8 protein-coding genes and 1 pseudogene are annotated in these 14,310 nt (G+C 73.5%); 3 read left to right on the forward strand and 6 right to left on the reverse strand.

The window, feature by feature from the left end; all coding sequences use genetic code 11:
• The 3 genes from KUM32_RS33685 to KUM32_RS33695 form a co-directional block, all read right to left on the reverse strand.
• Nucleotides 1-5,997 carry a type I polyketide synthase gene (locus KUM32_RS33685; RefSeq protein WP_217145720.1) on the reverse strand — a complete coding sequence of 1,999 codons (5,997 nt, stop codon included), beginning with the start codon at nucleotides 5,995-5,997 and terminating at the stop codon, nucleotides 1-3.
• Nucleotides 5,998-6,046: 49 nt separating this feature from the next.
• Entirely contained in the window at nucleotides 6,047-7,627 is a 1,581-nt protein-coding gene (locus KUM32_RS33690) for a PfaD family polyunsaturated fatty acid/polyketide biosynthesis protein (RefSeq protein ID WP_217145721.1), read from the reverse strand.
• A gap of 63 nt (nucleotides 7,628-7,690) precedes the next feature.
• On the reverse strand, nucleotides 7,691-8,827 hold the full coding sequence (locus KUM32_RS33695) for an SDR family oxidoreductase (RefSeq protein ID WP_374227580.1): 1,137 nt from the start codon (nucleotides 8,825-8,827) through the stop codon (nucleotides 7,691-7,693).
• Between the two features lie 418 nt (nucleotides 8,828-9,245).
• Here KUM32_RS33695 and KUM32_RS33700 point away from each other — a divergent pair, with 418 nt between their 5' ends.
• The 3 genes and pseudogenes from KUM32_RS33700 (at nucleotide 9,246) to KUM32_RS33715 (ending at nucleotide 11,951) form a co-directional block, all read left to right on the forward strand.
• A complete protein-coding gene (locus KUM32_RS33700) occupies nucleotides 9,246-10,499 on the forward strand; it encodes a wax ester/triacylglycerol synthase domain-containing protein (protein WP_254406500.1) in 1,254 nt (417 codons plus the stop codon).
• 338 nt (nucleotides 10,500-10,837) lie between these two features.
• A pseudogene (locus KUM32_RS33705) lies at nucleotides 10,838-11,023 on the forward strand (cytidine deaminase); the annotation flags it as partial.
• Between the two features lie 157 nt (nucleotides 11,024-11,180).
• Nucleotides 11,181-11,951: a chlorophyllase gene (locus tag KUM32_RS33715; RefSeq protein WP_254406501.1), complete on the forward strand. Its 771-nt coding sequence runs from the start codon at nucleotides 11,181-11,183 to the stop codon at nucleotides 11,949-11,951.
• A 22-nt stretch (nucleotides 11,952-11,973) separates the two neighbouring features.
• Here the strand turns inward: KUM32_RS33715 and KUM32_RS33720 are convergent, their stop codons facing one another.
• The 3 genes from KUM32_RS33720 to KUM32_RS33730 form a co-directional block, all read right to left on the reverse strand.
• Nucleotides 11,974-12,333 carry a hypothetical protein gene (locus tag KUM32_RS33720; protein WP_254406502.1) on the reverse strand — a complete coding sequence of 120 codons (360 nt, stop codon included), beginning with the start codon at nucleotides 12,331-12,333 and terminating at the stop codon, nucleotides 11,974-11,976.
• Between the two features lie 192 nt (nucleotides 12,334-12,525).
• Entirely contained in the window at nucleotides 12,526-13,011 is a 486-nt protein-coding gene (locus KUM32_RS33725) for a VOC family protein (protein WP_217145723.1), read from the reverse strand.
• A 96-nt stretch (nucleotides 13,012-13,107) separates the two neighbouring features.
• Complete coding sequence (locus KUM32_RS33730) at nucleotides 13,108-13,695, reverse strand: DUF998 domain-containing protein (RefSeq protein ID WP_217145724.1); 588 nt, start codon at nucleotides 13,693-13,695, stop codon at nucleotides 13,108-13,110.
• Nucleotides 13,696-14,310 lie beyond the last annotated feature (615 nt).

Here is a 14,310-nt window from a genome sequence, read left to right on the forward strand (position 1 = left end):
TCAGTCGGGGCGTCGTACGAGCTCCACCCCGAGCAGTTCCGCGCGCAGGGCGCCGTCCGGGTCGACGAGGGCCACGTCGCACCGTGCGCCGGTGTCGTGCACCTTCCGGGCCCGCAGCACGCCCCGCAGGCTGTCCGGAGCGGGGCCGCGCCGGTGGATGCGGCACTCCGCGACGGCCATCGGCAGGGCAGCGTCCGCCAGGACGTGTTCCGTCCACACCAGGGCGAGTTGCAGCGCGCCGTCCACCGCGGCCGGGTCGGTCTGCCAGTGGCCGCCGCACCAGCCCAGCCCGGTGACGCCCGCGAGGGCCGCTTCGGCTCCGTGGGCCCCGACGCCCCGGAGGGCGCGCAGTGCGTGGAACCGCGGCCCGTGGAAGAGGGTCCGGCCGCCGTAGGGCACGGGGCGGTCCGTCATGTCCGTTTCCCCGGGGCCGTCCCACGGCTCCTGTCGCGACGGTGCCGCCTCGAAGTCCAGGACGGCGCGGTAGTGCGGCACGCCGTCCTCGTCACGCAGTTCCGCCTCCAGGTCCGACGGGGGGCCGATGACCCTGCGGTGTCCGTGCACGGTGAGCCGGTGCCCCTCACGGGCCAGCCGCGGGAGGGTGATCTTGTCGAGCACCCGCACGTCGCGCAGGACCGGGGCGCCGGTGGTGGGGCGCCACGCCGCGGCCGCGGCGGCGAACCACTCCAGGGCCAGGGCCAGGGGCAGGACCGGGTCCCCGGTGACGCGGTGGTCGGCCAGGTAGGGGTGTGTGGTGGAGGTGATCCGGACGTGGGCGGGGGGCGGGTCGCCCGCGCCGTCCGGCAGCCCGTCCCCGTCACCGGCGACCAGGGCGACGCGGGTGTCGCGGGACGGTGCGCCGAGTTCGGCGGTGAACGCGGCGGAGCCCCGCTCGACGGGGATCAGCGCGATGCCCGACCGGCCGAAGTGCTCGGCCAGCGCCGGGGTCACCATCCCGCCGCGCCAGGGTCCCCAGGCGATGGAGCGCACCCGGCAGTCCGGTCGCCCGGCGCGCTCGGCCGACGCCACGTGGTCGAGTACGCGGTTGGCCATGGCGTAGTCGCTCTGCCCCGCGTTGCCGAAGAGGCCGGCCACCGAGGAGAACAGGCAGATCGTCTCGACCGGGTCGTCGGCCGTCGCCGCGAGCAGCGCGCGCAGGCCGTCGACCTTGGTGGACAGCACCCGGTCGAACTGCTCGTCCGTCTTGTCGCGGATCCGCTTGTCGGCCAGTACTCCGGCACCGTGCACGATCCCGGTGACGGGGCCCCAGGCCCCGCGTACCTCGCGCAACGCGCCCGCGAGGGCCTCGCCGTCCCTGATGTCCACCGGCAGGTACCGGACCGGGGAGCCCGCGTCCTCCAGCTCGGCGAGCGTCGCCCGGACCTCACGCGCGGCCAGGATCGCCCGCGCCCTGGCGCTGATCTCGGCGGGACCGGTGCCTTCGGCGCGTTGCTCGCCGAGTACCCGCACGAGTGCGGCCTCGTCGGTGGCCGCGGCCGCGCCGGCGGGCTCCACCGCCAGTTCCGTGCGGCCCAGCAGGGCGATCCGGGGCCGGTGGGTCCTGGCGAGGTCCAGCAGGGCGGCCGCGGTCACCCCCCGCGCGCCCCCGGTGACCACGATCACCGACTCCGGCCCGATCCCCGACTCCGGCCCGGCCCCCGTCGCCGTGCCCGGCTCCGACGGTGCCGCGTGCTGTGGTGCCGCGTGCTGTACCGGTGCCGCTTGCTCCAACGGGGCCGCGACGGCGTACGGAACGAGACGGGTGCCGTCCGCACGCAGGCCGGCCTCCGGTGCCGGTCCGCCTGCCAGCAGCTCTTCCACGATCGCCTCGGCGACCGCCTCGGCGTCCCGGCCGCCGCGCTCGCAGTCGATCGCCCTGACGCATGCGGCCGGCCACTCCCTCGCCGCGGTCCGGGCCAGGGCGGCGAGGCCGCCGAGCCACGCGCGGGCGGGCTGCCTGCCGTCGAGCCCGAAGTCACCTCCCGTGTCCTGCACGGTCACGAACGCACCGCCGGCGGCCTCCATGCGCGGCGCGACCGAACGCGCTGTGCGGAACGCCTCCCGCAGGATCCGCCCGGCCTCCTCGGGCGAGCCGATGTCGGTCAGACCGCCGAGGTACACGACGGCGCGTGCGCCGTCCGCGACCCCGGTGGCGGCTTCGGCCGGCACTCCCCGGCCGGTCAGTTTCCCGGCGACCAGAGCGGCGACCTGGGAGGGGCCTGAGACCACCGAAACGGGTCCGTCAGCGAGTCCCGCCGTCTCCAGGCCCGGCGCGGGCGCGTGCACCGTTCGCAGGGCCAACCGCCGCAGTTCCACCGCATCCGCCGGTTCCCGGCTCGCTGCGGCGCCCTCGGGCGGGGCGGACCGCCCGGCACCGGGAGCGGCGGCCTCGGTGAGGGCGTCGACGATCTCGCGCAGGGTACCGAGTCCGCCGAGCGCGGCGGCGTCCCCGGCCGGCAGGTCGCCCACCCGCTGCCGAACGGCGGAGAGGATCTCCACGCGCTTGATGGAGTCGACGCCGAGGTCCGTCTCGAGCGACATGTCCGCGTTGAGCATGGAGACCGGGTATCCGGTGCGCTCGGCGACCACGGAGAGCAGCAGTTCCTCGAGCCGCTCCGGGGTCGCGGCCTGCGGCGTGTCGGAGCGGGCCGGAGCCGGCGGGGGTTCGGGCGCGCGGGCGGGCGGTACGACGGGCGCCGCGGTCGGTGCGGGGGGCCGGGGGCCGGGAGCCGGGGCGGACGTCCGGGGAACGGGACCTGGAACGGGACCGGGGACGGGCGGCATGGACGCGGTCTGCGGTGCCGGGGCGGCCGGAGGCGACGGGAGCGGCGGAGGCGGTGCCGGATCGGCCTCACGCGGCGCACCCAGGATCGCGGCCAGGGTCGTCTCGGTCATCCTCAGGAACGCCATGTGGCTGTCGACCAGCATGCGGTGACAGGCCGCGTGGGCCTCCGCCGCCTGACGCTGCACGTTCTCGACCAGGGCCGGCCAGTGGGGATCGGCCGGCAGGGCCGCATCGGTCGACTCGGGTACGGGTACGGGCTCGGCGGCCGGCGCGGGCGAAGGGACCGGTGCGGGCGTCGCGGATGCTGCGGGCGCCGGGGCCGGTGCGGGCGTCACGGCAGCCGCCGGCACCGGCAGGCCGCGGGGCGGGTTCGGTGGCGGCAGTTCGGCAGCCCCTCCCTCGGGGGGATAGGGCTGACCGTAGTTGGCACCGCTGATCTGCACGGTCATGCGCGGCTCGCGCTCCTTCGCTGCTGTCCCTGACGGTCCGTACGGCGTCCAGAGGAAGCCGTGGTCCACCTGCGCACCGTGCGCGGCCAGTCTGCCGAGCGCGTCGTGCAGGGTGTCGGCTGCGTCGTGTCCCCGGCGGTCCAGGGCCACCGCCACGTGGGCGCGTGCACCGAGGATCCGCCCGACCAGGCCGGTGAGTGCGGACCCGGCGCCGATCTCGACGAACGTCCGCACTCCCGCGGCGTACATCGCCTCGACCTGCTCGCTGAACAGCACGGGCGAGGCCAGGTGCTCGGCGATCCGTCGGCGCACCTCGTCGGGGTCCCCCGGGTACGGCGCCGCGTCCGCGTTGCCGTACACATCGATCACGGGCGCCGTGACGGTCAGGTCACACAGGAAGTCCGACAGCGGGCCGGTCGCCGAGGCGACCAGCGGGCTGTGGAAGGCGTGCGCGGTCTCCAGCCTGCGATGGGGGATGCCTCCGGCGTCCAGTTCCCGCTCGGCGGCCTCGATCGCCGCCCTCTCGCCGGAGACCACGACCTGGTCCGGCGCGTTGTGGTTCGCCGGCCATACGCTTCGCACGCCCGCTTCGGCAAGGACGGCCGTCACTCGCTCCGGGCTCGCGGCCACCGCCAGCATGGCCCCGGGTGTGCCGGCCGCCGCGCGCATCAACTCGCCCCTCCTGCGGGCGAGCGCGACCAGGGTTTCGGCGTCCAGGGCTCCGGCCGCGTGCAGGGCCACCAGTTCGCCGAAGCTGTGGCCTGCCACGCAGTCGGGCCTCAGCCCGAGGCCGCGCACCACCTCGAGAAGGGCCAGACTGTGCACGGCGAGCGCCGGCTGCGCCCATTCGGTGGCGTTCAGCAGGGCGGTTCGGGCGTCCCGTTCCTCGTCGGTGAAGCCGGGAGGGGGGAAGACCACGCTGTGCAGGGTGCGCCCCTCGAACCGGACGCTTGCCAGGCGGTCCCAGACCGTCTGCGCGGCGGGGGCGAGCAGGGCGAGGCCCGCCCCCATGCCGACGTACTGGGCGCCCTGCCCGGGAAAGAGGAAGGCCACCTTGCCGAGGCCGGGAGTTCCGGTGCCGTAGTGCACCCCGCCCGGGGTGGAGAACGGGGTGTGCGGCCGCCGCCTGATGGCCTCGGCTGCCTGCGCGAACCTGTCGCGCAGGTCGTCGGTGTCGGTGGCCAGGACGGCCAGGCGCACCTCGTCGGCGGGTCCGAACCCGGCCTGGCTCTCCCTCGCGACCTCCGTGAGCGGGCGGTCCCCGTCCAGGGTCCGCGCCAGCAGGGCAGTCGGCGAGGGGGCGCTGAACAGGACGAGTTCCGTGGGCGCGCTCCGGCTGCGCCACGCCTGGCGGCCGGCCCCCGGGGACGGCACGTACTCCTCCAGGGTGACGTGGAAGTTGCTGCCGCCGAAGCCGAAGCTGGACACCGAGGCCCGGCGGGGGTGGCCGGGTGCCCGTACCCACGGCCGGGTCTCGGTGTTGACGTAGAACGGGCTGTCCCGCGACCGCAGCGCGGGATGGGGGCGCTCGACCTTGATGGTAGGCGGCAGGACCTTGTGGTGCAGGGCCATGACCGCCTTGAGGAGTCCGGCGGCACCCGCGGCACACTTGGTGTGACCGATCTGCGACTTCACCGAGCCGATCGCGCACCACTGACGGTCCGTACGCCCGCTCTCCTCGAACACGGTGCGCAGCGCGGCGAGTTCGGCGGCGTCCCCCGCCTTCGTACCGGTGCCGTGTGCCTCGACCAGTTCCACGGTGCCGGGGTCGTAGCCCGCCTGCTCGTACGCGCGTCGCAGCGCCCGTGCCTGGCCCTCGGGCAGGGGCGCGTAGATCGCCGTCCCCCTGCCGTCGGACGAGCTGCCGATCCCCCGGATCACCGCGTGGATCCGGTCGCCGTCACGTTCCGCGTCGGACAGCCGCTTGAGCGCGTACATCACGACGGCCTCACCGAGCATCGTGCCGTCGGCCTGGTGGGAGAAGGGCCGGCAGTCCCCGGTGGGCGACAGCGCGGGCGTCTTCGAGAAACACAGGAACATCCCGATGTCGTTCAGGGTGTCGACACCACCGCTGAGGACCAGGTCGGCGCGGCCCAGCGAGAGTTCCGCGACGGCGGTCGACAGGGCGGCGAACGAGCTGGCGCACGCGGCGTCGGTGGTGTGGTTGGTGCCGTGCAGGTCGAACCTGCCGGCGATGCGTCCCGCGACGACGTTCCCCAGGAGCCCGGGGAAGGTCGACTCCTGCCAGGGCGTGTAGTGGTCCAGGATGGTGTCGCACACTGCCTGCGCCTCGGCTTCCGGGACACCGTTCTCGCGCAACGCCTTCAGCCACACCGGGCGTTGTGTCCGCCCCTGCATGTGGCTCAGCAGCTCCAGCGAGGCCGCGCCGAGGACGACGCCGACCCTTTCGCGGTCCACACCCGACAGTCCGCCGGCGTCGGTGAGGGCCTGGTCGGCCACCATCAGGGCGAGCAACTGGCTGGTGTCGGTGGCGGGGAGGTCGGCGGGCGGGATGCCGTAGGCCAGCGGGTCGAAGCCGACCTCGGGCAGGAACGCCCCTCGGCGCGCGTAGGTCTTGTCGGGCGCGGCGGGGTCGGGGTCGTAGTGGTCCTCGACGAGCCAGCGTGACGGGGGCACGTCGGTGATCAGGTCCCGGCCCGCGAGTACGTTCCGCCAGAACTCCGTGGTGGTCGTCGCGCCCGGGGCCAGGGCGCCGATGCCGACCACGGCGACGGGGATCTGCGGGGGGTGGGTGGCGGACACGGGCTCTCCCCTTCTTCGTGGGCGTCGTCTTACGGGGTGGGGGCCGCGGTCACGCGAGCCTGCGCGGCGTGTACGCGAACGCCGGGGCCGGAACCGGGACGCCGTAGGTCCGCAGCTGGTGGGCCCGGGTGTGGACGGCCGCGCCCTCGAGGAGGTTGAGCGCGATCTGCACCACGGTGCGGTTCGCCCGCTCGGCGAGGAAGCCGCCCGCCGTCCACCGGTTGAACGCGCCCATCGCCGGGCCGCACCAGATCTGGTAGTCGGCCCGCCGGGTGGTGTCCCCGTCGATGGCCCACCGGCTGGAGTTGCCCAGGTACCAGCGGAAGACCAGCGCCATCCGGTGCTTGGGGTCGCTCCGCGCCCGAGCGATCTGCCCCGGGTCGCGTACCTCCCAGAACCGCTTGGTCCGCTCCCACACCTCGTCGACGGAGGCGCGCAGGACGTCCCGCTCCAGCTTCGTCCGCACGTCGCGGGGGAGTTCCTCCAGGGACGGGTACGCCCGGTAGGCGGTGTACAGCTGGGTGGCCCTGGGGGCGAACATGGTGCCCCGGCGGAGCACCTGGAGTGTGACGCCCAGCTCGAACATGTCCGCCGCGGGGGCCATGGCCACGTCGGCGACGTCGGCCTGCGCGAGCAGGTCCTTGGCGTCGTCCGAGACACCGGCCTCCGTGGCCGTCTGGTTCACCGACCCCGTCACCACGTAGGCGGCTCCCAGCGCGAACGCCGCCGCCATCCCGGCGGGCGTCCCCAGCCCTCCCGCGGCACCGACGCCGACCGGGCGGCGGTGGCCGAGGCGCCGGGCGAGGTCGTCGCGCAGCGTCAGCACGCGGGGCAGCAGGGAGCCCAGGGGCCGGTTGTCGGTGTGCCCGCCGCTGTCGGCCTCCACCGTGATGTCCTCGGCCACCGGTACCCGGCGGGCCAGTTCGGCCTCCTCGGCACTGAGCTCGCCCTGCTCCACGAGTCGGCGCAGCAGGTCGGGCGGTGCGGGCGAGAGGAACCTCTCGGCCACCTCGGGCCGGGAGACCTTGGCGAGGATCCGGGTGGGCCGCAGGATCCGTCCGTCACCGTCCCGGCGCAGTCCGCGGGCCGCGCACAGCACCGCGGCAGGGGTGAGTTCCATGTACGCCGACAGCGATACGCAGGGCACCCGGTGGTGCAGCAGCAGCTTCGCGACCCGGTGTTCGAGCTCCGGTTCGGCCGGTGAGTGGATGAGGTTCACGCCCCAGTTCGTCCTGCCCTCGAGTCGGCCGGCCAGCTCGCGCACGGCACGCTCGACCTCCGGCGGCCCGAGGCCCGCCGCCCCGAAGAAGCCGAGCATGTCGGCCCGGGCCATCTCGGTGACCATCCGGGTGGTCGCGATGCCGTTCGCCATTTCCCCCGCCACGTAGGGGAAGCGGACGCCGTGGGCTTCACAGAAGGTGCGCCCGCCGAGCCACTCCGGATACAGCGGCGGCAAGGTGCCGACGACCTCGCCGGACGGCCGCGGGCCGAGGACCAGGCCGCGTGCCTGACGGGTGCTGTCGGTGACGATGTGTACGTGCTCCCGGAAGCGCCGGGTACAGGTGGTGACCGCTTCGGGTGAGAACGGCGGATGCGCGTCGGTGCTGCGGGGCCGGGCGGGAGCGGACAAGGGCGGTCTCCAGGGGGAGGCGTGCGGACGAGGCAGGGGTCGGTGGGAGGTCCGGGCGCGGCCTCAGTGCGGTCCGCCCGTCGGCGTACCCGCCGGACGCACCGGGTGGGCCGGCCGAAGACCGGACAGCAGGTAGTCGACGTCCACCCGGGTGACCGACCGGGGAGGCCCGAGAACGGTGCGCGCCCGGGTGTCGTCGTAGCGGCGGAGATGGCTCAGGTAGGGGGTGATGCCGGGATAGAAGTCCATGGAGGCTTCGAGGGCGGACACGTCGTCGGGTCTCCTGTCGACCAGGCGGGCCCGCAACGGTGCGAGCCGCTCCATGAGTTCGGTGACGGCGGATACGGGGACGTCGTGGTCGTGGACGACGTGGTAGGTGTCGACCCTGCCGGACGGCTCCCGGTCCGACAGGCGCACCATGGCCGTCGCCGCGTCCTCGACGGGCATCATGTTCAGGTGGCCGTAGCGCCGGCCGACCAGTCGCAGCACGGGACGGTCGGGCCCGGGGTGACGCGTGCCGACGTGACCGGCGGTGCGCAGCGCCTCGCCCATCAACTGGTCCATGACCTGCAGCGGATGCCGGGGCAGGTCCGGGTGCGGTGGGTGGTCCGTGACCAGGATGCTCGGCCGCAGTACGACGACGGGCCGGTGGTGTGCGCGCGCCCATGCGTGCACCAGGACTTCGGCCTCGTACTTGGATCGTTCGTAGGAGTTCTCAAAGTCGTGGGCGTCGTCGAGTTCGTCCTCGTAGACGACCCCCTCGCGTCGCGCTCCGGCCACGAAGGCGGTGCTGACGTGGTGGACCACCGGTCGGCGGTGTCCGGCGGCGGCCAACTCCAGGACGGCCCGGGTGCCTTCGACGTTGACGCGGCGCAACGACGCCAGGTCGCCCTGCAGGTTGATGGACCCGGCACTGTGCCAGATGGCGTCGAGTTCGTCGGCCAGTTCCCCGAAGAACGCCGCCGACAGCCCCATGCGGGGCCGGCTGAGATCGGTGGGCACCACCCGCACCCTCGCGGGGAGTTCCGCGGTCAGCCCTTCCGGCGCCCCGGTCGACGCGAGGAACCGGGTGATGCGGCCGAGGGTGTCCGCCGAAGCCGAGTGGGTGAGCAGGGTCAGCGTTCGGTGCCGCTCCAGGAGGCACCGCAGCAGACGCAGGCCGAGGAAGCCGGTGGCACCGGTGAGGGCGACGTTCACCACCGTGTCTCCGCCGGGTCACGCCACGCGGGGGCGGACGTGAGTAATCGCTCCGGCACCACCGACTCACCCACCCTCATCCTCGGCCTCCCCCTCGGACGCGTCGAACACACTTCGAGCACAGTGGCAGGTGGCGGAGCACAGAAGAACCCGTACCCCCTCACACTCACCCTTGAAGGGAGTCCGCCCGTGCGACATGTTGACGAACGCGTACTCGAACACGTCGTCCGAACGTGTGGAAGACCCCTCGGAGGCCGCGACCCCGACACGAGAGCCGTCTACCTTGTGCATCCCGCCCCGATGTCGCCCGTTCGAGCGACCGCTTGCTCTCCGAGCCCGTCCGCCGCCCGGCCCGTCCCGTCTTCACCGCCGGCCGCTGCGCGGCCCGACCCCGGACCTCCCGACCGGAAGCATGGTGACCATGTCCGCTGACGTGCGTACCCATCCCATCGACCGCGCGTACCTCAGGCTGGAGCGGGCCCATCCCGATGCCCACTGGGACACCGGTGGCATCGCGTATCTCAGCGGCCGACCGCCGCGGCTGGCGGACTTCCGGGCCTACGTCGGGATGCACCTGCCGAAACTGCCCATGCTGACCCACCGGTTGGAGCGGACCGCGCGGCCCCCCGTGTGGCGACCGGACGAGACCTTCACCCTGGAACGCCACGTCCACGAAGTGGTGTCGGCCGGGCCGGACGCGACGCGGTCACCCCTGGAGACCGCCCTCGGCGCACCGCTCCCCCGCGACGCTCCCTGGGGGCTGTGGCTGGTACACGGCCGGGTTCCGGACGAGTACGCCGTGTGCTACCGGTTCGAGCACGTGTGCCAGGACGGCGTCGCCGCGGCCCTGGCGTTCCGGACCCTGCTCGGCACCGGGGAGCCCGCCCGCAGGCCGCTCCCCGCGCCGCGGGGCCGCGGGGAGCTTCTGCGCAGGACGGTCATGGCGCTGGGTCTCGGAGCGAAGTACGCGTTCGACGTCCTCCCCGTACCCGGCCGGCGACCCGCGCCGCCCTTCGTGCCCAGCGGACAACGGCGACTCCTGCGGGCCCGGGCGCCCCTGGAGAGGCTGCTGAGGATCGGCACGGCACACGGGGTGTCGGCGAACGACGTGCATCTCACGGCGCTGGCCGGAGCACTGGGCAGGTGGTCACGGGAGGCGGGCGTGCCCCTGCGGCGTGCGTCGGCGCTGCTGCCCGTCGACGCCCGTCGGCACGACGAGGAGCAGACGTGGGGGAACCGCACCTTCGCCGTCCCCGTGCGGCTCCCCCTGTCCGAGGCCTCGCCGTCCCGACGGCTGGCACGCGTCGCGTCGGCGACCTCGGCGGTGAAGCGGAGGCCGCGGCGGCAAGCCATCCATGACCTGGTCCGGTACATGCCGGCCGGGCCCACGGCCTGGTACATGCGGCAGATCACTTCGCCGAAGGTCACGGCGATGGTGGCCACGTCCGTCCCACTGGCCGAGGGCGGCGCGCTGGGCAGCACCAACGTCACGGGGGCCGCCCTGCTGCCCTTGCTCCTGCCGGGCCACCTCTGCGGTGTGGGCCTGGCCTTCTTCGCCGACTGGGCGGAGGTCTCCTTCACGGTCGACCCCGCCCTGCCTCACGGTGAGCGGTTGCCCGGCCTGTGGACGGACGCCGTGGAGGAACTCGAGCGGGGCCTCGCACCGGCCGACTGAGTCCCGTACCGCGGGGCCGGGGATCCGACGGTGACCGGGCCCGTCGCCGAACACCGTGCCGGGGCGGACGGTTCGGTGCGGCGGCGGTGGCGGTGGCGACGGCCCGTCGTCCGGCATACGCGCACGGTCCGCCCCCGAAGGGCACGTCCGGGCCGCCTCGCGGACCCGGACCCGGGTGAGACCGGCGCCTCCCAGCGCCCGTCCCGGATGCGAGTGGGCTCCGGCGGGACCGTGCGGGCGCACGGCCGCGCCCTCACCGCACCGCCCGTGCCGGCACACCCGGCAGCGTGGCCCCCGGCGACGCTGACCCGGAGGAACCGGCACACCGTCGAAATCCGCTTGCCGTGGGCGACCACGACCGCGGCGTTGTTCCTCCGTGCGACCGGTGCCGTCAGGTCCTCCTCGACTACTTCCCCGCCCAGCAGGTCATCGTCGGCCAAGGAGACCGCCTCCGGACGGTCCTCATCACCGAGTTGCCGCCCAAGAGCCACGTCCGGGCCGACCACCAGCTCACCCCCGGGTGAGCCGCACCGCCCGGCCCGACTTCGGGCGGTTCTCCGAACCGATCGTGATCGCGGACAAGGTGTGGATCGGCGGCAACGCGGTGGTCCTGCCCGGCGTCCGTATCGGATACGGGTCGGTCTCGGCGCCGGCAGCGTCGTCAGCCGCAGCATTCCCCCGATGAGCGTCGCGCCCCGGCACGCCGTGCCGGGCGGTCCGCGCCATCACGTCCGGCAGGACCGGCCCGTGCGCAGGTTCCTGGCGGCGCCGGTGATCACTGAGTCGAGCCTGTCCCGGGCACCGGCCAGTTCGGCGATCCGGCTGTCGATCCGGTCCCGCTCCGCCGACAGCCGGTCGCGCAGTGAAGCGGCCGTCCCCGGCCTCGGCGGGCGTGTCGACCGAAGCCGTGTCGCGGCGGCCGGACACTCCTTCGGTGGCCAGACGGCGGGCATCCTGCTGGGCCTGCGCGTCCGCGACCCGGAGACCGGCGAGGCCGAGGACCTGTCCGACGCGCGGGTCAGGGCGGGCGTGCTGCTCGCCACGGCCGGCAACGGCGGGGACGACCTGACACCCTTCGCGGCCGAGCACCTGCCGTGGCTCAGGCACCCGGACTTCACCCGGATGACCGCCCCGGCCCTCGTGGTCGCGGGCGACCGGGACGACCTGCCGCTGACCGTACGAGGAGCGGACTGGACGACCGACCCGTACGTCCTCAGCCCCGGCGACAAGAGCCTCCTCACCCTGTTCGGGGCGGAGCACTTCCTCGGCGGCATATCCGGCTACGAAGTCGCGGAGACCACCGACGAGAACCCCTCGCACGTCGCCCTCGTCCAGCAGGTCACCCTGGCCTACCTCCGTCACGCACTCGACGTCGAGAGCTCCGGCTGGGCGGCTGTGCGGCGGGCCCTCTCCGCGGGCACCCACCCCCTGGGCCGGCTCGAATCCAAGTGAACCGACGGCTCGCCGCTGTGGGTCAGGTCACCACGCCGCGATGGTGTGCTTCCCGGAGGACGCGATCAGCGGTCTCCTCGGGAGCAAGGGCCGCGGTGTCGAACCACCAGCCGCGGTCACCGGGTTCGCGCTTCACGCGGGCGTCGAGAACCTCGTAGCCGACGAAGTCGAACCGCTCCCTCGGATCACGGAGGGTGTCGCGGTACCGGCACGTCTCGATGCCCGGAGCGAGAACGACGAACAACACCTGGCGATCCCGCAGGAGGGAGACGAAGAAGTCCGACTGCGCGCGGTCGGGTATCACCCAGTCGATCACGGGCGTGAAACCGGCGTCGGAGATGTTGTTCGCCGGCGCCCACAGCTTGCGGTTGCACAACTCCACCTGCCGCGCCGCCTCGTCGGCGGGCTGCAGTGCGGTGTCCCACTCAGCCGTCTACCCAATGCCCACCCCCTGCCGTGCCGACCGCCTCACGACACGTCATCAGTACGACGCTACTCGCCGCGGCCGCGAGGTGCGCCCCCTGTTGCGGGAAGTACGGCGGTTCGGGCGGACGGGCGTCGCCCCCGCGCGCGGTCATACGGCGGCGGCCAGGCGGCGCCGCAGCTCCTCCTCAGAGACGTCTTCCACGTGGGTCAGAAATACCCAGACGTGCCCCGACGGGTCCTTGAGGATGGCGGTGCGGTCACCGTGGAACATGTCCGTCGGCGGCTGGAGGACCTCGGCGCCGGCAGCCTCCGCGCGCTCCGCCAGGCCGTCGACGTCCGGCACGAAGACGTGCAGCATGACGGATGTGCCCCCGCCGAGCGACACCGGCGGGGCGACGTTCCCGCCCTCCCCCTCGTCCACGCCTGCGTCCCCCAGCATCAGTGCCGACCGCCCGATGGTGATCTCGGCGTGCAGGATGCCACCGTCCGGACCATCGATCCTGAAGTCCTCACGGGCGCCGAACGCCCGCTGGTAGAAATCGATCGCTGCCGCGGCGTCGTCGACCACGATGTGCGGGATCACGGCGTAGCGGTATCGGTCGGGAATCTCGACGGCGGCGCCGCGCTCGGTCATGAGGAACCTCCTTTGAAGCACCGCCGGCGGGTTCCCGCGGCACTGGAACGAACCTAGGAGCTCGAGTCTGGTTGAGGTCAAGCGGCGCCGACGGCCCTACGAACTCCCCGGGTGGCGGATGCAGGAGGCGACGACCACGAAGGGCCACAGGGACTGGAACGAGGTCACGAACCGTTCGGCCACGCCGATGGCGCCGTGAAGGTGCACGCCGAGCAGGAACCATGCCGCGCCCAGGCCCATCACGGCGGTCGCCGCGATCGACGGTGCCGGCCGCAACCCCCACGGAGCGGCTGCGCCGCGAACGGCGGCCAGGAGCGGCCACACCGCCAGAAGGACGAATCCGACCGCAGCGATGGAACCGTGCCGCAGCGAGCCCCCACTGCTCGGCGCCGGGAACAACGCCACCGCCAACGCCGCCACTCCACCGCCCCCCAGCGCCACACGGCCGGCACCGGCGGCCACGCGCAGTCCCCAGGCAGTGATCAGGTGACAGACGCCCAGAGCCACCAGCGCTCCGGTCATCACCCACGCCCCCGGAGCGCCGTCAGCCGCCAGTACGCTGATCGTCTGAGCCGCAGGGTCGTACGTGGGGCCCGCGAGCAGCCCCGCAATCATCCAGCCTCCGGCCAGCAGGACGGGCGCCGATGCCGACGAAAGCAAGGCCCAGTTAGGCACATGTCGCATCAAAGGACTGTAAAGAACACCACCGCTTCTCCCCCGGCGCACACGCGGGAGCCGCGGTGAGGGTCTTGTGCCGGTCGGAGCGAAGGGCCGGGCCCGCGCCGGCCACACCCCGGCGGATCCGGCCGCCAGGGCTGGCTAAGGTGGCCTTGTCGATCACACCACGTCCACCCAGGAGGCACCCGTGAGGCCAGCCGAGCCTCTCCCGGTACGGGTGCCGGTCGGTGAGGACTCCCACCGGTGGGCCAGCCGACGTTCGTCCCGCCACGTACTGCTGCTGGTCCACAACGTCACCTCCGCCGGGCGCCTGCTCGACGTCCTCCCCCTGTTCCACAACGACTTCCGGGTACAACTCCTCGTCACGTCAACGGGATCCTCCGCTTTCCAAGCCGGGATCCGTGAGCTGTTCGCCGAGTTGGGGCTGCCCGTACTGCCGTGGGCCCAAGCGCTGGCGACACCGGTGGACCTGGCGATCTCGGCGAGCTTCGGTGGTCAACTTTCCCTCGTTCAGGGAAAGTTGACCATATTGTCACACGGTGTCGGTTACACTAAAAGACTGGCAAGCCGGGAGCCGGGAGCCGGGAGCCGGGAGCCGGGAGCCGGGAGCCGGGAGCCCTG

The sequence above is a fragment of the Streptomyces sp. AC627_RSS907 genome (genome assembly GCF_019049165.1).

Excerpts from the sequence above, each read along its gene's own strand:
- KUM32_RS33715 (WP_254406501.1), top strand. The coding sequence starts at position 11,181 with ATGAGCGTCGCGCCCCGGCACGCCGTGCCGGGCGGTCCGCGCCATCAC.
- KUM32_RS33700 (WP_254406500.1), top strand. The coding sequence starts at position 9,246 with ATGTCCGCTGACGTGCGTACCCATCCCATCGACCGCGCGTACCTCAGG.
- KUM32_RS33725 (WP_217145723.1), bottom strand. The coding sequence starts at position 13,011 with ATGACCGAGCGCGGCGCCGCCGTCGAGATTCCCGACCGATACCGCTAC.
- KUM32_RS33730 (WP_217145724.1), bottom strand. The coding sequence starts at position 13,695 with ATGCGACATGTGCCTAACTGGGCCTTGCTTTCGTCGGCATCGGCGCCC.